The organism is Marinobacter nitratireducens, assembly GCF_000708045.1.
Classification (GTDB): Bacteria; Pseudomonadota; Gammaproteobacteria; order Pseudomonadales; family Oleiphilaceae; genus Marinobacter; species Marinobacter nitratireducens.
This window is the reverse complement of the sequence record NZ_ANIE01000005.1, coordinates 294,861-314,745: the sequence shown is the minus strand read 5'-3', so window position 1 is coordinate 314,745 and position 19,885 is coordinate 294,861. Positions and strand designations below refer to the sequence as shown.

The following is a 19,885-nucleotide window of genomic DNA, read 5'->3' as shown; positions in this document are numbered from 1 at the left end:
GTTTACGCCTTCCAATCGACCCAGACGGCCTCATAAGTCCCAAGCACTCGCCCATCATCCGCCAACGGATATTGATCGCACATCCTGCGCCAGCGACCAGGCCCAGTCAAAGACATGCGGCGTTGCCCGCCTTTATAGCCTGCTCCCAGCTTCTTTAGCTCACCCACCAGGCCCATTGGCGAGTCGTACTCCAATTGCAACGACCGAGCGTCTACTCTGGCGCCAGGCAAAACCTCATCGACATAGCGGACAAAGTCAGTTTCAGGAAGGAACTGATTGACGTGCTCTACCCCATGATCCGCAGCCGCCCAGGCCTGCCGCAGCTCGGCAAGGGTCCCATCCAGCAGGGACGAGATCATCAAACGGCCGCCGGGCCGGAGCACCCGCCGGCACTCCCGGAAGACAACCCTTGGATCAGCACACCATTGCAGCATCAGATTGCTGAACAGCAGATCAACGCTGTCGTCTGGGAAAGGAATGTGTTCCGCATCACCAACCAGCCAGGAGGAAACACACTTGCTGGTCTGACTGGCGTGGTCAATCATGCCCGGCGACAGGTCCATACCCGTCACTGCAGAGTCCGGGAGCATGTCCGCCAATTGTCTTGTAAACCAGCCCGTACCGCACCCCAGGTCCAGCACATGCCCGGCCGGAGCGATTCTCCCCAACCGCTGAATCATGTCATCGCCCATCAGGCGCTGAAGGCGCGAGACTCTCTCATAGGTCTTGCTCGCACTGCCGAATTCACGAGCGATATCCGGCTTCAGAGCAATCATACCGCCAAATCCGTTTTGTCCAGTAAATGGCGACAGCGCTCCAGCGCCACCAAAAGGCGTTCGAGATCCTCAACAGTATGAGCAGCACTCAAGGTCACCCTCAGGCGGGCCTCACCGGCGGGGACCGTCGGTGGGCGAATTGCCGTCACCAGCACTCCCTGTTGCTCCAGAGCCTCACTGAGCGCCATGGCAGCCTCATTATCCCCAACCATAATCGGCTGAATGGGGGTGCGGGAGTCTATCAGGGTGTAGCCCATCGCCGAAGCGCGCTGGCGAAACACGGAAACCAGCCGAGCAAGATGCTCACGCCGAGGCTGATCACGCTCGATAAGATCAATACTTGCGCAGGTCGCAGCGGCAATGGCCGGCGGCATCGCCGTCGTGTAGATGTAGGTGCGAGCCTTCTGCACCAGGTAGTCCATGAGTAACGCAGGCCCTGCGGCAAAGGCTCCGCTAGTCCCGACCCCCTTACCCAGGGTTCCGATCAGTACCGGCACATCGGACTCGCTCAAACCACATTCGGCAATGCTACCTCTCCCCTCTGGCCCCAGGACACCAATACCATGAGCGTCATCCACAACCAGCAATGCATCATGACGCTTGCAGACTCTGGCCAACTCCTTCAGAGGTGCGATGTCGCCATCCATGCTGAACACGCCGTCGGTCACCACCAGCTTATGCCCGCTGGTCTGAGCCAGCATCTCGTCCAGAGCAGCAATGTCACTATGGGGATAACGGCGGATGCGGGCCCGGCTAAGGACACAGCCGTCAATAATCGAGGCATGATTGAGGCGGTCGGAAAATATTGTATCGCCCCGCCCCGCCAACGCTGAGATCACTCCCATATTGGCCATGTAACCCGTTGAAAAGAACAACGCAGCGCTGCGGCCGGTAAACTCCGCCAGCCGGTCTTCCAGCTGGTGATGAGCTGTATGGTGACCACAAATCAGGTGGGAAGCGGCGCCACCCAGACCGGTTTCAGGCAGCGCATTCTGGAGTGCGGCGATATTACCCGGATGATTGGCAAGTCCCAGGTAGTCATTGCTGCAGAATGACAACACGGGCTGATCATTTACCATCAGCTCCGGCTGCTGAGGGCCTGACACCAACCGGCGCGTGCGATACAAACCAGACTGCTTCCGCTGCTCTATTTCTTCGGCAAAGTTTCTCATCCGGTCATTACCACCGCTTGAATGTTCCAGGCAACACCAAAGTTCGGGTGAAAGTCGGCTCGTGGGTTCCAGGACTGTTGAGGGCCAGGGACGGCCCGAAACAAGCGCACATGGATGTGCTCGTAGCGTGTCCTGGAACCCACGTGCCGGCTTTCACTCCCCCGAAGTTTGCAATTCCTAGGCAGATTCCCGCGTCGCGTCATAGAACATGTGACGCGTCGCCTCGTACTCAACGGCTTCGGCAATCGCCTCTTCTTCCTGTTCCTCGGTTGCGCACTGCTCCCGCTGTTCAGGACGGATTCCGAGCCGGCGGAACAGTTGCATATCCGCGTCAGCCTCCGGGTTCGAGGTGGTCAGCAGCTTCTCGCCGTAGAAAATGGAGTTGGCGCCGGCCATGAAGCACATTGCCTGCATCTGTTCGTTCATCTGTTCACGTCCCGCAGACAGACGCACGTGAGACTCCGGCATCATGATGCGGGCAACGGCGATGATGCGGACAAAGTCGAACGGATCCAGGTCTTCCACATCCTCCATCGGCGTTCCCTTGACCTTCACCAGCATATTGACCGGCACACTTTCCGGGTGATGCGGCAGGTTAGCCAACTGAACCAGCAGGCCAACACGGTCGTCTTCGTCCTCGCCCATCCCCATGATGCCGCCGCAGCATACCTTCATGCCGGCCTTGCGAACGTTGTCGAGGGTATCCAGACGATCCTGATAGGTCCGTGTGGTGATAATGTGGCTGTAGTATTTTTCAGAGGTGTCCAGGTTGTGGTTGTAATAGTCCAGCCCTGCTTCGGCCAGCTCCTTCGCCTGTTCCTCTTTCAGCATGCCAAGGGTCATGCAGGTTTCCATACCCAGTGATTTAACCTGACGCACCATATCGAGCACATACGGCATGTCTTTCTTGGTCGGGCTGCGCCAGGCAGCCCCCATGCAGAAGCGTGAGGCGCCCTTATCCTTGGCGGCACGCGCTTCCGCCACGACCTTCTCGATTTCCAGAAGCTTTTCTTTATCCAGCCCGGTATTGTAGTGACCGCTTTGGGGACAGTATTTGCAGTCCTCAGGACAGGCACCGGTCTTGATTGACAGCAATGTGCTGACCTGCACCTCATTAGGATCAAAATGCTGGCGATGAACGGTCTGGGCGCGGAACATCAGATCATTGAAGGGCAGCTCGAACAGTTCACGGGCCTCTTGCAATGTCCAGTCGTGACGAATTGAGCCAGCAGCAGCTTGGGTAGCGGTCATGAGAAAGTCCTGTTAACCTTTTCCGGTCTCGGGGTTTACGGATGAAACAGATGATAAAGGGACTGATGCCCCTGTCAACCATTAAAGGACTAATGGTTAACAGAAACCGGCAGGCTGGCGCCTGCGTTGCCTGCCTGGATTCAAACAGTGTCGACGGTCTTTGCCATGCCTGCCGAAGCGACCTGCCGATAAACCGGTGGTGCTGCCGCTTATGCTGCCTACCCCTGGCGACACAGAGCCAGGAGCTGACATGCGGAGATTGCCTGAAAGCGCCGCCACCCTATGACCGCTCGCGAATTCCCTGGCGGTACCAGTACCCCATCGATGGCATGATCAGCCGGTACAAGTACAGTGGCCAACGCAAGTTCGCCCGCCCTCTTATTCAGGATATGTGCGGCTATTTGAAGGAGCAGCTGGACGGTTGCGAACGAGGTCATCCTGACCTTCTTGTGCCAGCCCCGATGCATCCTGCCAAAAGGCGCAAACGAGGGTTCAATCAAGCCAGAGACATTGCAGAACACCTGAGCCGCACTCTGGGCATCCCGTTGGACACCAACCTGGTCTATCGAACTCGCCATACACCGGCGCAGCAGGGCTTGAACAGAGCCCAAAGACTGGCCAACCTGGCCGATGTGTTCGCTGTGAAGGGCAAGGTGCCAGAACGCGTCGCCATCGTTGATGATGTCGTGACAACCGGCGCTACCGCGCGATTACTCGCAAGCCGACTGAAAGAAGCCGGGGCGCTTGATGTCGAGGTGTGGGCGCTGGCACGAACCCCGGCCTAACAAAGCATTGCAGCAACATAGGCCGCAATGGCAAGACTGGATGTCAGACCCGGCGACTCAATACCAAACAGGTTTACGAGCCCCTCGACACCATGATTTCCCGGGCCGTCTATCCGAAAATCGGCAAAACCGCTGCCCGGACCACTCAGCTTCGGGCGAATGCCTGCGTAGGCAGGCTGTAACCTGCATTCGTCGAGCCCGGGCCACCATGTCCGGACACCTGCAGCAAACCGACTGGCTCGCCCAGGATCAACGCTGTAATTCTCGGATTCTATCCACTCCACGTCGGGTCCGAAGCGCGCTTGCCCGCCAAGATCCAGAGTGAGGTGAACGCCGAGACCGCCCGGCTCAGGAATCGGGTAGACAAGCGTATTAAACGGGTGGCGACCGCTGTAGCTGAAATAGACGCCCCGGGCGAGCCATTGCTGCAACCTTTGCGAATCCGGTAATCCCTCCCATATCTGAGCGAGAGGCACGGCCCCCAGTCCGGCACAGTTAACAACTTGCCGGGCAACCAGCGTACACGGTTCCCTGCCGCCCACCGTCAATGCATGACCACAGGACTCAACGCTCGCTGCCAGCACAGGAGCCCCGCACACCAGCTGGCCGCCAGCATCCTCAAGCTCCCCGAGCAACGACAGCATCAAACCGTGGCTGTCGATTATTCCGGTTTCGGGTGACCACAAGCCTGCCACAGCCCGCACGCCAGGGAGCGCTCGCTCTACGCATTTGCCATCCCGAAACTGAAGATCAACTCCGTTTTTCCCCGCCCTTTCCTGAATACCCTCCAGATCCGCAATCTGTTCTGTGCCGGCTCCGACAATCCATTTCCCACAGCGCTTGTGCGCCACCCGCCGGCTCCGGCAATAATCATAAAGGCGCTGGCGACCGTCGACACATAATCGGGCCTTCAAGCTACCCTCTGGATAGTAGATGCCAGCGTGGATGACTTCGCTGTTTCGGGATGAGATCCCCTCGCCAAACGTCGGCCCGGCTTCAAGCACCAGTACTTCCTGACCGGCCAATGCCATTTCCCTGGCCACAGCCAGCCCAACGACGCCCGCGCCGATAACTACCGTCTGCGCATGCAGCACTTCCCCTGACACTTTGCTCTCCTCTACACCCCCGACCGACCGCCAGAGCATAACCGATCCCAAGCATGGTGACGAAAGACTGCCTTCCATTCGACATTACTCCTACAGCCATAACCGTTATAATGAACGCCTTGGATGGAATCGGGAGCGAAAGGAATGATGTCAGACAGCAAGCAGTTCGTTCTGGTTATGGTTGTAGCCACCCTGTTTGTTGGTTGGCTCGGCTGGCGCGGTTTTGAAGTTATCAGCCTGAATGAACGCCTGAAGGCCGACGAGATTGTAAGCAGCTATCCGTACCAGCACCGGGTTTTGAGAGTTGAGGGCAACACTGCGATCATGAGCTCCCTCCGATCCCTGACCACATCGACCCAGCAGGCTCTGGAGGCGGTGTTTCCCAGCATGAAAAATCTGGGCGATAACAACCGTGAGTGGCAACGCGCTGAGCGTGAACTGGCCCAGCTTCAGGCCCGGTCTGCAGAGATTGTTCTCGAATCACCGGGAATTGACCGTATCCGCTGGGAGCTGGATCGGAACTGGTACCACCTCCAAACCATGAAATCCAAGTACGACACAGGGCTCTGACCAAAACGTCCATGATAACCGATGCCACAACCACCCCATCTCCTCACCCATACGACGCCCTGACACCAGATCTGATCCTGGACGCGATGGAGTCTGCCGGCTTCCCAGCCAGCGGGCGACTTTTTGCGCTTAACAGCTACGAAAATCGCGTCTATCAGGTCGGCCTGGATGACCAACCCCCGGTGATCGCCAAGTTTTATCGACCGGGCCGCTGGTCTGAGGACCAGATCCGCGAAGAGCATGAGTTCACCCTGGAGCTTCTGGGCGCAGACGTACCCGTGGTAGCTCCTATCGCCATGCCCTCCGGCGACACACTGGCACAGTATGGGGGGTTCCACTTTGCGGTGTTCCCGCAACGGGGTGGGCAGGCGCCGGATACCAGTGTCACAGACACCCTATACCGATTGGGACAGTGGCTGGGCCAGATCCATAACATCGGCGCGGAAAAACCATTCCAGCATCGGCCGGCCATCGACATACTTGGCGGCATAGAAGCCCACAACCAGGAACTGCTTGAGGGCAACTGGATTCCCGAGGACCTCCGCCCGGCATGGGACAGCCTGATTCCCGATCTGCTCCGGCACAGCGCGGCCAGGGTCGACGAAGCCGGCCCGGTGGACATTCAGAGAATCCATGGCGACTGCCACGCCGGAAACATCCTCTGCCGAGAGGATCAGATGCTGTTTGTCGACCTGGATGATTGTCGCTCAGGCCCCTGCATCCAGGACATGTGGCTGCTGCTCAACGGCGAAGATGCGGAACGGGGCGCGCAACTCGGCGAACTCCTCGAAGGCTATGAGATGTTTCGCGACTTTAATCGCCGGGAACGTCACCTGATCGAACCACTCCGCTGCTACCGACAAATTGCCCATTGCGCCTGGCTGGCACGGCGCTGGGATGATCCCGCATTCCCGCGTTTCTTCCCCTGGTTCGCCCAGCCACGATTCTGGTCGGATCAGATCCTGTCCCTGCGCGAACAACTTGCGGCACTGCAGGAACCGGCCATCTCGCTTCCCGGTCAGTACTGAATCACTGAAATTCGACAACTCTCCAAATTCGACAACTCTCCAGAGGTACCCATGAGCCAGAATGATGCCCGCTTTACCATTCGCAGTCTGATCATCACCGCCGTGGCTGCTGTCATTGGCACCATACTGGTCCTTGAGGCAAATGGACGAATCGATCATTCCGATAACAAGGACTTTGTTCCGGTTGGCGATTTCCAGGCCGTTCACATCAACCCAGACGAGCCGTTCCGGATGTCTCCCAAGTCGTCTGAACTCCACGCTGTCTGCGAAGGTGGCTATCTGGCCATCGCCGCGGATGCTGACCCGTCTTTCCTCGGGATTCTGGTGGATTACAAGAATCGGGGTGTGCGCTGCCATCGCCCCACTCCGGAAAGCAAAGCGGAAGCCGATAAAGCACCGGACACCACTGATAATGACTGATGCCAAGCAATCACCGAAGCAACCCAAACAGTTGACCGACAGACTCTTCGCGACCGAACGCAAGCCCGAGGACTTTCGTTTCGATGCCTCGGTCGCCCGCGTTTTCCCGGATATGATCCGGCGCTCGGTACCGGGATATACCACGGTTATCCCGATGATCGAGGTGATTACGGAGCAATACGTCCAGCCCGGAACTAACTGTTACGACCTTGGTTGTTCCCTGGGCGCCGCCACGCTCGCGATGCGCCATGGCATTCATCACGATGACTGTCAGCTTATCGGCGTGGACAATTCCGGAGCCATGATTGAACGCTGCAGGCATTATGTGGCCCTCGACGATCACCCGCTGCCGGTCACCCTGCGCTGCGAGGATATTCTTGATACCGAACTGAGCGACGCGTCGGTCACCACGCTCAACTATACTCTCCAGTTTGTGCCACCAGAAAAGCGCGAGTCTCTCCTGCGACGCATTGCTGACGCCACCCGCCCCGGAGGCGCGCTCATTCTGTCCGAGAAGGTACGCTTTGAATCTGAGCAGGAACAGGAGATCCAGACCCGCCTGCACCATGAATTCAAACGCGCTAACGGCTATTCCGACCTGGAAATCAGCCAGAAACGCGCTGCCATTGAGCAGGTTCTCATTCCGGAAACACTCGACACCCACAAACAGCGTCTGCTCACCGCCGGGTTCAGTGAGGTTTTTCTCTGGTATCAGTGCTTCAACTTCGTCTCCATCCTGGCTATCAAGCCAAAATAGATCGATCCAACCATGAAATATTTTGACTGGAAAACACACTTTGCCTCCCTGTTTCGAGCGCTTCACGAGGCCGGCTACCAGGACTGGACTGACCTGATAGAAGAACAGCTGAAACAGCGATTCGATGACAACCCCCATGGCGACATGGCGCGCTGGCTGGCAGCACTGGAAACGTTGCCTGCACGCTCGGAGGTCGAAGCCCGACTCGATACATCCGCGATCACACTCAGCTCATCGACCCCGTTGGCCAAGCAGGATCAGGTCAAACTCGAGAAGGGGCTTCGAGGCCTGATGCCCTGGCGAAAAGGCCCGTTTCAGTTCTTTGGCACTTATATTGATACCGAATGGCGGTCTGACTGGAAATGGGACAGGGTGGCCCCCTATCTGTCAGACCTGCAGGGCCGCCGAATTCTGGATGTGGGATGCGGTTCGGGCTATCACTGCTGGCGCATGCGGGGGGAAGGTGCCGCACGAGTGATCGGCATCGACCCCGGGCTGCTCTTCATGTTCCAGTTCTTGAGCGTCAAACAATACCTTGGGGACGTCCCGGTCGATCTCCTGCCCATCAGGATGGAAGACTTGCCAGATAACCTGGAAGCCTTTGATACAACTTTCTCCATGGGTGTTCTGTACCACCGGAGATCACCTCTTGATCATCTTCTGGAGCTCAAGGGCACCCTGAGGAAAGGCGGAGAGCTGGTTCTGGAAACCCTGGTGGTCGACGGCCCTGAGGGCTACAGCCTGATGCCAGAAGATCGCTACGGACAGATGCGAAACGTCTGGTTTCTGCCAAGCTGTGACACACTACTGCGATGGCTGGACCGAACCGGATTCCGGAACGCACGGGTTGTCGACGTCACCGACACCACCACAGATGAGCAGCGCTCCACCGACTGGATGCGTTTCAACTCTCTGGAGGACTTCCTTGATCCGGACAATCCGAGCCTGACCATTGAGGGCTACCCCGGCCCCAAGCGGGCAACGGTCATCGCGGAAAAACCCTGACCGCCAGATACAGAAAAGCCGCTGCGATTAATCTCAGCGGCTTTTCTGGAAGCTGACCATCAAACTGTCAGGCTTATCCGGATCTCACTCACCGAAGGGGTGGCGCAGAGTGATGGTCTCAACCCGGTCGGGCCCAGTGGAAATGATGTCAATCGGCGCTTCGATCTGCTCCTCCAGGAAGCGGATGTAAGCCTTGGCATTCTCCGGAAGCTGATCAATGCTGCTCAGCCCAAAGGTGCTCTCGCTCCAGCCCGGCAGCTCTTCGTAAACCGGCTCAATGTCCTTGTAACTGTCGCAGCCAATAGGGGGACGGGTAATTTCGCCATTAGGCGTTTTGTAACCCACGCACACCTTCACGGTTTCCAGGCCGTCAAGGACATCCAGCTTGGTCAGGCAGATACCGGAAACGCTGTTGATCTGGATGGCATGACGCAGAGCGACCGCGTCAAACCAGCCACAGCGGCGGGAACGACCGGTTGTTGTTCCGACCTCATTGCCTTTGACTGCCAGATGCTCACCCATGTCGTCAAACAGCTCGGTTGGGAATGGCCCGGAACCAACACGAGTGGTGTAAGCCTTGGTAATACCCAGAACGTAATCCAGGAACAACGGACCAAATCCGGACCCCGTCGCGGTGCCGCCAGCCGTGGTATTGGAAGATGTTACGAACGGATAGGTGCCGAGGTCGATATCCAGCAGCGAGCCCTGAGCGCCCTCGAACAGGATGTTCTCGCCACGCTTGCGGTAGTCATGAAGCATGTCAGTAACGTCGGCAGCCATGGGCAGGATTTCCTCACCCATTTCCTTTAACTCTGCCAGTGCAGAGTCGATATCTTCGGCCTCTTCCTTGAAATACTCTGTCAGCACAAAGTTGTGGTACTGCATAATTTCCCGGAGCTTGGCCTCAAAATCGGCAGGATTACACAGATCACCAAGACGGAGGCCACGACGGGAGACCTTGTCCTCGTAGGCAGGACCAATGCCCCGCCCCGTGGTTCCGATCTTGTCATTGCCGCGAGCGCGTTCGCGAGCCTGATCGATACGCACATGGGTACGCAGGATAATCGGGCATGCCAGGCTGATCTTCAAGCGCTCACGCACGGCAACGCCATTCGCTTCCAGCTCACGGACTTCCTTGAGCAGAGCTTCCGGAGACAGGACCACGCCATTACCAATCAGGCACTGGACATCCTGACGGAGGATCCCGGAGGGAATCAGGTGCAGGGCCGTTTTCTTGCCTTCAATCACCAGTGTGTGGCCGGCATTGTGACCACCCTGAAAGCGGACGACTGCCGCCACTTTGTCCGTCAGCAGGTCAACGATCTTACCCTTGCCTTCATCACCCCACTGGGTGCCCAGCACAACTACGTTTTTACCCATGATTCTCTCTCAATACGGCAGCCCAGCGGACGCCCGTTTCGCAAGTTTACCTGAAATACTGTTAACGACCCCCGCAGGGAATCAGTCCAAAGCCTTTACCACCCACTGACCATCCTGCTTGACCAGCTTTCGGTCACAGCCTCGCTCGGCCGGGTCACAATCCTCTTCGCCGGGCAGCGCGCGTATGACCGTTTCCGTCATCCGCAGGCCGGAAATCACACCCTCAAGGGCCTGATCCTGATCGGCCGGGGCCCAAACCGAGCCCGAGCGATGCTGAACACGTTCGCCCAGAGAAACCAGCGCCCGGATATCAAGACTGAAACCGGTGGCGGGACGAGCCCTGCCAAAATCACTGCCGATGGCGTCATAACGACCACCCTTGGCGACAGCATCACCGTGCCCGGGCACATAAGCGGCGAAGACCAGACCAGTGTGGTAGTTGTAACCCCGGAGCTCGCAGAAATCGAAACCGTAGCGAACCTCCGGGAAGTCTCTCGCCAACATGTCGGAGACGCGACCCAGCTTATCCAGTGCTGCATCCAGATCTGCAGATGCTCCCTGAAGAATACGCCGCGCCTCGTCCAGCGCCTCGGGGCCACCGCTGACCCGGGCCAACGCCCTCAGCCGTGCCCCGGCCGAACCCTCAGCGCAATCGCCGAGCAATTCATCCAGTTCCGGCACCGATTTTCGGGCCATGGCATCAAAAATGGCTTCCTCGGTATTCCGATCGACATTGGCCTCGCCAATGAGGCTCTCGTAGATCGAGACATGAGCCAGATCCAGGTGGACTCTCGGGAGTCCCGCTACGCGCAGGGTCTCCAGCATCAGGCTGATCACTTCCAGATCCGCGGCTTCGGAATCACTGCCAAACAATTCGCAGCCCGCCTGGATCGGAGTTCGACCGGTCAGCATATGACGGGGACGGGTGTGCAGCACATGCCCGGCATAGCATAGTCGGGTGATACCGTCCTGCCCGAGGGTATGGGCATCAATACGTGCCGCCTGGGGGGTCATGTCCGCCCGCACACCCATCATCCGACCGGTCAGCTGATCGGTGAGCTTGAACGTTTGCAGCTCCAGATCATGCCCGGTTCCGGTGAACAGGGATTCGAGGTATTCAATCAGCGGTGGGATAACTAACTGGTAGCCCCAGCGCTGGCAGGTATCCATTACATCCCGGCGCAGGGATTCGATCCGTCCAGCCAGCGGCGGCAGAATGTCTTCCACACCGTCCGGCAGTAACCAGCGATCAGATACTGTCATGAGATATCGTTGTCCGTCAGGCCCGCTCCGGCTGCAAGGCCGTGGGGATTACAGGATTTAGGGCACAATCCGGGCCGAGAAACCCGGAACAAAACCGCCAGAATTCTACACGGTTGGCCGGCACAAAAAAACCGGAATACCAAGGTATTCCGGTTTTAACCATCTCCGGGGCGGGGGTTAGCGCGCGCCCTGAGGGTCTTTGAGGAACTTCATGAAGTCACTGTCGGAATCAATGACCATGATATCGTCCTTATTGGCAAAGGTTTTCTCGTAGGCCTGGAGGCTACGGTAGAAGCTGTAGAATTCAGCGTTCGAACCATACGCATCAGCGTAGATCTTGGCCGCCTGACCATCGCCTTCACCGCGCGTCCGCTCAGACTCAGCAAAGGCTTCCGCCAGGACCACCGTGCGCTGACGGTCAGCATCTGCACGGATACCCTCGGCCAACTCCTTACCCCGTGAGCGGAATTCCTGGGCCAGCTTCTCACGCTCTGTGGCCATCCGGCGATAGACGTTGTTACTGACCTGCCCCGGAAGCTCAATGGCCTTGACCCGAACGTCCAGAACTTCAATGCCGAACTCATCCACCGAGGTTTCATTCACCCGGTCCCGCAGGGTATGCATCAGTTCATCACGCTGCCCCGAGACAACCTCATGCATGGTGCGCACACCGAACTCATCCCGCAGACCATTGTCCACACGGGACAGCAGCAGGGACTGAGCGCGGTATTCGTCACCACCGGTTGCCCGGTAGAACTGATCCACATTCCGAATCTTCCAGGCAATGTAGGAATCCACGTCCAGCGGCTTCTTCTCAACGGTCAGATACTGCCTCGACGGCAGATCCATGGTCAGCACCCGGATATCGAATTCGCGTACCTGATCAATGACCGGGACTTTGAAGTGGATACCGGCCTGGATATCCGTTTCAACCAGCTCGCCGAACCGAAGCAGGACACCCCGGTGGGTTTCCGGAATGATGTAAACGCTCGACAACACCAGCAGGACAACAATGAGGGCGCCTGCAAGACCCACTACACCTTTAGGTCCCATGATTATCTGCTCCTCCTAGTACTGCTGGACTGTCGGGAGTTGATCTCCCGGATCACCTCATCCGCCAGATTCTGGATATCCACTGAGTCGCTGGACCCTGAGGACATCTGGCTTTGCGACCGCGACAGAGCACCCTGGGTCAGGCGATCCAGCGGCAAGTACATCATGTTGCCACTGCTTTCCGTATCCACCAGGATCTTGCTGCTGTTCGACAGCACAGACTCAAGCGTCTGCAGGTACATACGGTCACGGGTGACTTGCGGTGCATTCTCGTAAACCGACAACAGTTCGAGGAATCGAGCGGACTCACCACGAGCGCGATCAATCACTTCGGCCTTGTAGGCGTTGGCTTCTTCAATCATTCGCTGAGCCTTACCCCGGGCCTCCGGCACAACCTTGTTGCGATAGGTCTCAGCCTCTTCCTTCACACGCTGCTCATCTTCTCGAGCGCGCTGAACCTCACGGAAAGCGTCCTGAACGGGCGCTGGAGGCTGCGTGCTCTCGACGTTTACCCGCACGATTTCGAGTCCGGTTCCGTATTCCTCCAGGAAGTTCTGAAGGCGCTGCTCAACCCGTACAGCCAGTTCGGCACGTCCCTCGGTCAGCACATCGTCCAGCGAGGAACTCCCCACCTCGTGGCGCAGTGCGCTGTCGGTGGCGAACGCCAGTGCCTGGTTTGAATCCCGTACATTCAGCACGTACGCCTGGGCGTTGGACACGCGATACTGCACCTGCAGATCCACCGTAACCAGGTTTTCGTCCTGGGTCAGCATCTGGCCGGTCGATTCCGCTGTGCGCACGTTGGTCACACGCACTTTGGTGACGTCGTCAATGAGAGGCACTTTGAATCGCAAACCCGGGCTTTCAGTGCGGTTGTATTCACCGAACCTGAGGACAACGGCGCGCTCCTGTTCGTCCACGGTGTAGAACGACTGGAACACAACATAACCGACGATCAGAATACCGGCGAGTGCGAGTATGGCGCCAAAGCCGCCAGCACTGCTGCCGGAGCCGCCGCTACCACCAGAGTTTCCGCCTTTACCGCCCAACATCTTGTTGAGCTTGTCGAGGCCTTTCTTCAGCGCCTCATCAAGGTCTGGTGGCCCCTGATCGTTGCCACGACGACCACCACCGGTACCCCAGGGATCATTGTCGTTGCGATTTCCACCCGGTTCGTTCCAGGCCATAGTTCTCTCCGTTCCTGACTTAGTATAATGGCTGCAAATACTAGGGATTATTGCGCCCCCCGGCAATAGCTGACCCTTTTCAGGCCGGGCCCTGCTCAAGACGCAAAGAGTCTTCGTTAGCCCCCGCACGACTGAGTATCTGTTGCCAGTCGCGGTTCTGCAATCGAATCTCCAACACAGTATCACCTGTGTCGCGGTATGTTTCACTCAACACCGAGCCTGCTTCATGCAACAGTGCTCGCAGCTTGCCGTCGGTCGGGCCGAGCAGTACAAAGTGATGTACGACGTCTTCCGCCAATCGTTCAACGATGGCGTCAAACAATTCATCCAGCCCCTTGCCACTGACCGCCGAAACCCAGGCCCTGACCGGGATACCTTCTTCGTTCCGATCAACCCGAGGTGCAAAGTCCTCCAGCAGATCAATCTTGTTAAACACCTGCAACACAGGTATTTCGTCGGCACCAATCTCTGCCAGCACCGATTCAACCTGCTCAATGTTGTCGTCTCGGCGATCATCATGGCAATCGATCACGTGAAGCAGCAACGATGCCTCCGTGGATTCTTCCAGGGTTGCGCGAAACGCTTCCACCAGTTTGTGGGGCAGGTGCCGGATGAAGCCGACCGTGTCGGCCATTACGACCGGACCAATATCAGGAAGTTCCAGCCTGCGCAGCGTCGGATCCAATGTAGCAAAGAGCTGGTCCGCCGCGTAGACCGTGGATGTCGTCACACGATTAAACAACGTGGACTTGCCCGCGTTCGTATAGCCGACCAGGGAGACGGTGGGAATGTCCGCACGCTTCCGAGCTCGCCGACCCTGGTCTCGCTGCCGCCGAACCTTATCAAGACGTTTGTTGATTGATTTGATGCGCTCGCGCAACAGGCGCCGGTCCGTCTCGAGCTGGGTTTCACCCGGCCCGCGCAAACCAATACCGCCTTTCTGGCGCTCGAGGTGCGTCCAGCCCCTGACCAGTCGAGTCGACATATGCTCCAGCTGAGCCAGCTCTACCTGCAGCTTACCTTCGTGGGTACGGGCCCGCTGGGCAAAGATATCGAGAATGACGCCAGTGCGGTCAAGCACACGGCATTTCAGCTCGTGTTCAATATTGCGCTCCTGGCTGGGACTCAGGGCGTGATTGAAAAGAACAACATCGGCCTCATAGGCCGAAATGGCATCCCGGATTTCATCAAGCTTGCCCTCACCTACGAACAGGCGGGGGCTGGGCTGTTTGCGACTTCCAGTGACAACCGCAACGGCTTCAACGCCAGCCGAGCTGACCAACTCCTGGAATTCATCGGGATCTTCGCTTTCGTCGTGGGATGTGAAATCGATATGGACGAGTATCGCCCGTTCACCGACATCGGGACGTTCAAACAAGTGGAATAAACTCCGATAGTAATCTGGATTGAGTTCCCCTAAAGCAAACACCCGCGCCCCTCGGAACCCTGAGGCTCTTCGGAAACGCGGGTGTCAAACCATCAATGCCGGGGAGATCAGTCTTCCGACTCACCTTCACCTGCCGGGTTTTGCTGCGGGACGCGCACATTACGCGCAGGAACCACAGTTGAAATTGCGTGCTTGTAGACCATTTGGCTGACAGTGTTTTTCAGCAAAATCACAAACTGGTCAAAAGACTCTATCTGGCCCTGCAGCTTGATGCCATTGACCAGAAAGATCGAAACCGGGATGCGTTCCTTGCGCAAGGCGTTGAGGTAAGGGTCTTGTAATGAGTGCCCTTTTGACATGTGTTTTCTCCTGTTTTTAGTAGATGCAGATCGTCAAAATCCAGCTTTAAATGTGGTGCGTTGTTCGATTTTTTTCAAGGCTACCTTAGTGATAATATTGGCATCACTGCCCAGCCATTCAACATCGGACCATTTCCGCAACCAGGTTAACTGCCGTTTGGCCAGCTGGCGCGTGGCAGCAACGCCCTTGCTTACAAATGTGTCATAGTCATACTCGCCGGCGAGGTAACCCCAGGCCTGGCGATAACCGACACAACGCATGGAGGGTAGATCAGGGTGTAAGTCTCCCCTGACCATCAAAGCACGCACTTCATCAAGAAACCCGGCATCCAGCATCTTCAGGAAGCGCAGCTCAATTCTTTCGTGAAGCACTCGCCGTTCGGATGGTGCCATGGCAAGCTGCATTACAGTATACGGAAGCGAATCAGTTTCGTCTGCCTGCCATTGGGTGAAATAGGTGTAATCCTCGACTCCATCCTCCCTGGCGCTGGTCTGCGTCGACGCGTCCGACGCCCAAAACGACGATATCGGTTTTCCAGTCAGGCGAATCACTTCCAGAGCGCGCATCAGTCGCTGCCGGTTATTAGGATGAATCAGGCGGGCGGCCACCGGGTCCTTGTCTTCAAGCTCACGATGCAGTGCCGGCCAACCCCGGTCCCGCGCCTCATTCTCCAGTTGCGCCCGCAGTGCGGAATCTGCCGACGGCAATCCGGACATCCCATGCAGCAGCGCTTTGAAATACATCATGGTGCCGCCCACCAGAAGGGGAATCCGCCCGGCTGCACTGATCTTTGCCATCTCAGCCAGCGCGTCACGTCGGAAATCCGCTGCTGAATAGGTGTCTGACGGGTCACAGATATCAATCAGGCGATGAGGCGCTTTCGCCAACTCCCCGGCTGAGGGTTTGGCTGTCCCGATGTCCATTCCCCGATAGATCATCGCCGAATCGACACTGATAATGTCGCAGGGCAGACGTTCACACAATTCGATAGCCAGATCGGTCTTTCCGGACGCCGTGGGCCCCATCAGGAAGATCGCTGGCGGGCGCTCCCCCGGGTGCTGCGACTGCTCAGTCATTGTCGATCACCGCCCTCGCAGGAACAGCTTATCGAGCTCGGACAGGGTGACCAGGGTCCAGGTCGGGCGTCCGTGATTACACTGCCCACTGCGCTCAGTGGCTTCCATATCCCGCAACAGGGAGTTCATTTCCGGAATCGTCAGCTGCCGATTGGCACGAACCGAGCCATGACAGGCCATGGTTCCCAGCAACTCGTGGGTAACCGCTTCGACCCGGTCACTCTGACCGTGCTCGATCAGATCTGCCAGTACATCCCGCACCAGCTGCTCGCTGTCAGCGCCTCGCAGCAGCGCCGGAACCTGCCTGACAGCCAGGGTTTCCGGACCTATCCGCTCGATCTGGAGGCCAAGTTTCTGCAATTCATCCGCATGACTTTCGGTCAGCGACGCCTCTTTCTGACTGACGGCCAGAGACAGCGGCACCAGCAAAGGCTGACTCTTCAGGTCCTGTTCAGCCAGCGCCCGCTTCATACGCTCATAGGTGATGCGCTCATGGGCCGCGTGCATATCGACGACAATCAGGCCCGCCTTGCCCTGCGCGAGAATGTAGATGCCGTGTAGCTGGGCAATCGCGTAGCCCAGCGGCGGCTCCTCATCACCATTGACAGGGGGCGTCAGTTCCGGCGTGGTGATCGGAGCAGGTGTCGGTTGCTGTGGCTGCCCATGATCGACACCGCCGCCCGAGTTCAGCGACTGGTAAAACGCCATCTGATCGCTTGCACGCCACTCCTGCTGCGGCGCACTCGCCCCGGACTGTTCGCCGTAGACGACCCCGGAAGGTACTGCCTGGTGATTGATCTGCCCGGACTGTGGCGAAGCCCATGCCCCGGCTGACTCCGGTGCTCCCTGACCGGTCCCGACAGCACCCGGTGTCGCGGCTTCCCGACCAAATGATTGCGCCACTGCGCCCCGAAGATGATCATCCGGTCGCACGTCGGCCAGCGCCTTGTGCAAGGTACGGAATATAAAGTCATGAACCAGCCGTCCGTCCCGGAAACGCACTTCATGCTTGGTCGGATGGACATTCACATCCACCGTGGCCGGGTCCACCTCAAGATAGAGCACAAAGGCGGGGTGGCGGTTGTTATAGAGCACATCCCGATAGGCCTGACGCACGGCGTGGGCCACCAGGCGGTCGCGAATCACCCGACCATTCACGAAGAAATACTGGAGATCCGCCTGACTGCGGGAGAACGTAGGCAAAGCTACCCACCCCCACAGCCGAAGCCCGGTCGCCTCGGCATCAATCACCACAGCGTTGTCGATAAACTGTTGGCCGCACAAAGAACCAATTCTGCGCTCTTTATCCAGCGGGGTTTCGGCAGGCCGCAGACTCTGCACCGTGCGCTGGTTATGCCGCAGGGTAAAGCCCGCATCGAACCGGCTCAGGGCCTGACGTCGGACACATTCCTCGACGTGATTGAACTCGGTTTTCTCGGTTCGGAGGAACTTGCGCCGAGCCGGGGTATTGAAGAACAGGTCCCGGACTTCCACGGTGGTACCCACCGGATGGGCCGCCGGTGAAATCCGGGCATCCATATCACGCCCCTCAACCTCAACCCGGGAAGCCGCCTCCTGCTCAATCGTCCGGGAGGTCAGGGACAGCCGCGATACAGAGCTGATACTGGCCAGCGCCTCCCCCCGAAACCCGAGCGAGGCAACGGCTTCAAGGTCATCAAGACTGGAGATCTTACTGGTGGCGTGTCGACTGAGGGCCAGCGGCAGGTCATTCTCATTGATACCACAGCCATCGTCCCGAACCCGGATCAGTTTGACGCCGCCCTGTTCCACGTCCACATCAACCCGGTTAGCTCCGGCGTCGAGGGCGTTTTCAACCAGTTCCTTGACGACCGATGCGGGACGCTCAACCACCTCACCCGCGGCAATCTGGTTCGCGAGCCGCGGCGAGAGCAATTGGATGTGGGGCATGTTACGGAAAAACCTCTTGATCAGGATGCGGGAATACGAATGGTTTGCCCTACCATAACACGGTCATCCCTCAAGCCGTTAAACCGCATTAACTCGCTGACCGTTGTTTCGTTCTCCCGCGCCACCGCCGACAACGTATCTCCATGCTGGATACGGTATTGGCTGACCGACGAACTGCCACGACGCTGCTGTTTCTTCCAGGCCAGCAATGTTCCCGGGGGAGGCGTCTTCTGGAAGTACTCTTCGATACCACTGAAGATCGCTTTTGACAGCTTGTTGCGGTACCACTGAGTTGACAGGTTCTTTTCTTCCTGCGGGTTGGAGATAAAACCGGCTTCTACCAGAATTGACGGGATATCCGGCGATTTCAGCACCACAAAAGCCGCCTGTTCAACACCGGACTTGTGCAGCTTGGCAACCTTACCCAGATTTCCCAGCACGGAACTGCCCACACCGAGACTCGCATTAATGCTCGCGGTCATGGACAGATCAAGCAGTACGCCCGCCAGCGTGTCGTCCCGCCCATCAAGTGAAACACCACCGGTCAGATCCGACCGGTTCTCAGACTGCGCCAGCCAACGGGCAGTCTCACTGGTGGCTCCACGCTGGGAAAGTGCGAAGACGGAGGCACCCTTTGGTTGCGGCGTCCGGAAGGCGTCGGCATGCACAGACACGAACAGATCCGCATTATGCTTTCGGGCCAACAGCGTCCGGTTGCGTAGTCCGATGTAGTAATCGCCGGTACGGGTCAGCTTGGCGGTATATCCCGGCTGTTTGTTGATCAGGCTGGCAAGATTTTTCGCCATTTTCAGGACGACGTCTTTCTCACGGGTCCCCCTCGGACCTGTCGCTCCCGGGTCTTCACCACCGTGTCCAGCGTCGACAACCACCACAATGTCCCGTTTTCCGGCGGCCTCCTGGGTGACCGTGGGTTTGGCAGGCTTGTCGACTCGGCGACCACTTTCGTCCACCAGATCCACCACCAACCGGTGGCCATATTGCCCGTTAGGATCAAGCTGAAAACTTCGGGGCTTGATATCCGTTTTCAGGTCAAGAACAACACGAAGATCCGTGCCATTTCGGGGCGCGCTTCTGATGCGCCGGATCGGGCTACCGGAAAGATCCAGATTGCCAAAGTCCGTTTTCAGATCCGTATTCTTGAGATCAATCACCAACCGAGCGGGACCGCTCAGTGAAAAAATGTTGTGATCGACCCGATTGGCGACATCGAGGACGAGCCTTGTGTGATCCGGTGCGGGCCAGACTCGGGCACCCTCAACCCGGCTACCCGCCTCAACCGCCACCGAAACCAGCAGCAACAAGGACGCGATGAGAACCGTAACAGCCCTGATGCTAAAATTCTGTGTAGTCATACGGAAC

Annotated in this window: 19 protein-coding genes; 6 read left to right on the top strand and 13 right to left on the bottom strand. The window is 57.9% G+C overall.

The genetic code is table 11. The features are described from left to right. Window positions 1-2: 2 nt before the first annotated feature. The 3 genes from bioC to bioB form a co-directional block, all read right to left on the bottom strand. Window positions 3-776, bottom strand: a complete 774-nt coding sequence (gene bioC / locus D777_RS08535; RefSeq protein ID WP_036130618.1) for a malonyl-ACP O-methyltransferase BioC — start codon at window positions 774-776, stop codon at window positions 3-5. Beyond that, window positions 773-1,948 carry an 8-amino-7-oxononanoate synthase gene (bioF, locus tag D777_RS08530; protein ID WP_036130615.1) on the bottom strand — a complete coding sequence of 392 codons (1,176 nt, stop codon included), beginning with the start codon at window positions 1,946-1,948 and terminating at the stop codon, window positions 773-775. The genes bioC and bioF overlap by 4 nt, the downstream gene beginning before the upstream one ends. 177 nt (window positions 1,949-2,125) lie before the next feature. Beyond that, the gene (gene bioB, locus D777_RS08525) at window positions 2,126-3,199 is read right to left on the bottom strand and encodes a biotin synthase BioB (protein ID WP_036130613.1); all 1,074 of its coding nucleotides are present in this window, start codon (window positions 3,197-3,199) and stop codon (window positions 2,126-2,128) included. A gap of 50 nt (window positions 3,200-3,249) precedes the next feature. On the opposite strand from bioB, the gene D777_RS08520 reads away from it, so the two are divergent. Continuing rightward, on the top strand, window positions 3,250-3,984 hold the full coding sequence (locus D777_RS08520) for a ComF family protein (protein WP_036130610.1): 735 nt from the start codon (window positions 3,250-3,252) through the stop codon (window positions 3,982-3,984). Here D777_RS08520 and D777_RS08515 read toward each other — a convergent pair. Further along, window positions 3,981-5,090 (bottom strand): NAD(P)/FAD-dependent oxidoreductase, encoded by a 1,110-nt coding sequence (locus D777_RS08515; RefSeq protein ID WP_227501715.1) that lies wholly within the window; start codon window positions 5,088-5,090, stop codon window positions 3,981-3,983. The two genes, D777_RS08520 and D777_RS08515, sit on opposite strands and share 4 nt — an antisense overlap. Before the next feature lie 144 nt (window positions 5,091-5,234). Between D777_RS08515 and D777_RS08510 the strand changes: the two genes are divergently transcribed. The 5 genes from D777_RS08510 to cmoB are packed head-to-tail and all read left to right on the top strand — an operon-like array spanning window position 5,235 to window position 8,870. Next, a complete protein-coding gene (locus tag D777_RS08510; RefSeq protein ID WP_081849518.1) occupies window positions 5,235-5,660 on the top strand; it encodes a hypothetical protein in 426 nt (141 codons plus the stop codon). Between the two features lie 11 nt (window positions 5,661-5,671). Continuing rightward, window positions 5,672-6,688 carry a serine/threonine protein kinase gene (locus tag D777_RS08505; RefSeq protein WP_036130606.1) on the top strand — a complete coding sequence of 339 codons (1,017 nt, stop codon included), beginning with the start codon at window positions 5,672-5,674 and terminating at the stop codon, window positions 6,686-6,688. Between the two features lie 51 nt (window positions 6,689-6,739). Further along, window positions 6,740-7,108 carry a hypothetical protein gene (locus tag D777_RS08500; RefSeq protein ID WP_036130603.1) on the top strand — a complete coding sequence of 123 codons (369 nt, stop codon included), beginning with the start codon at window positions 6,740-6,742 and terminating at the stop codon, window positions 7,106-7,108. After that, entirely contained in the window at window positions 7,101-7,865 is a 765-nt protein-coding gene (gene cmoA / locus D777_RS08495; protein WP_036130600.1) for a carboxy-S-adenosyl-L-methionine synthase CmoA, read from the top strand. The genes D777_RS08500 and cmoA overlap by 8 nt, the downstream gene beginning before the upstream one ends. A gap of 12 nt (window positions 7,866-7,877) precedes the next feature. Next, entirely contained in the window at window positions 7,878-8,870 is a 993-nt protein-coding gene (cmoB, locus tag D777_RS08490; protein ID WP_036130598.1) for a tRNA 5-methoxyuridine(34)/uridine 5-oxyacetic acid(34) synthase CmoB, read from the top strand. Window positions 8,871-8,954: 84 nt separating this feature from the next. Here cmoB and D777_RS08485 read toward each other — a convergent pair whose 3' ends face one another. The 9 genes from D777_RS08485 to D777_RS08445 form a co-directional block, all read right to left on the bottom strand. Next, complete coding sequence (locus tag D777_RS08485) at window positions 8,955-10,250, bottom strand: adenylosuccinate synthase (RefSeq protein ID WP_036130596.1); 1,296 nt, start codon at window positions 10,248-10,250, stop codon at window positions 8,955-8,957. 81 nt (window positions 10,251-10,331) lie between these two features. After that, the gene (locus tag D777_RS08480; RefSeq protein ID WP_036130594.1) at window positions 10,332-11,513 is read right to left on the bottom strand and encodes an ATP phosphoribosyltransferase regulatory subunit; all 1,182 of its coding nucleotides are present in this window, start codon (window positions 11,511-11,513) and stop codon (window positions 10,332-10,334) included. Window positions 11,514-11,690: 177 nt separating this feature from the next. Continuing rightward, on the bottom strand, window positions 11,691-12,566 hold the full coding sequence (gene hflC, locus D777_RS08475) for a protease modulator HflC (protein ID WP_036130591.1): 876 nt from the start codon (window positions 12,564-12,566) through the stop codon (window positions 11,691-11,693). 2 nt (window positions 12,567-12,568) lie between these two features. Continuing rightward, window positions 12,569-13,753, bottom strand: coding sequence for an FtsH protease activity modulator HflK (hflK, locus tag D777_RS08470; RefSeq protein ID WP_036130588.1), 1,185 nt, complete (start codon window positions 13,751-13,753; stop codon window positions 12,569-12,571). Between the two features lie 79 nt (window positions 13,754-13,832). Then, window positions 13,833-15,131 (bottom strand): ribosome rescue GTPase HflX, encoded by a 1,299-nt coding sequence (gene hflX / locus D777_RS08465; protein WP_036130585.1) that lies wholly within the window; start codon window positions 15,129-15,131, stop codon window positions 13,833-13,835. A gap of 116 nt (window positions 15,132-15,247) precedes the next feature. Further along, a complete protein-coding gene (hfq, locus tag D777_RS08460; RefSeq protein WP_036130582.1) occupies window positions 15,248-15,499 on the bottom strand; it encodes an RNA chaperone Hfq in 252 nt (83 codons plus the stop codon). Window positions 15,500-15,532: 33 nt separating this feature from the next. After that, window positions 15,533-16,576, bottom strand: a complete 1,044-nt coding sequence (gene miaA, locus D777_RS08455; protein ID WP_036130580.1) for a tRNA (adenosine(37)-N6)-dimethylallyltransferase MiaA — start codon at window positions 16,574-16,576, stop codon at window positions 15,533-15,535. A gap of 6 nt (window positions 16,577-16,582) precedes the next feature. After that, a complete protein-coding gene (mutL, locus tag D777_RS08450; RefSeq protein WP_036130577.1) occupies window positions 16,583-18,505 on the bottom strand; it encodes a DNA mismatch repair endonuclease MutL in 1,923 nt (640 codons plus the stop codon). Window positions 18,506-18,525: 20 nt separating this feature from the next. Next, window positions 18,526-19,878, bottom strand: coding sequence for an N-acetylmuramoyl-L-alanine amidase (locus D777_RS08445; protein WP_036130574.1), 1,353 nt, complete (start codon window positions 19,876-19,878; stop codon window positions 18,526-18,528). Window positions 19,879-19,885 lie beyond the last annotated feature (7 nt).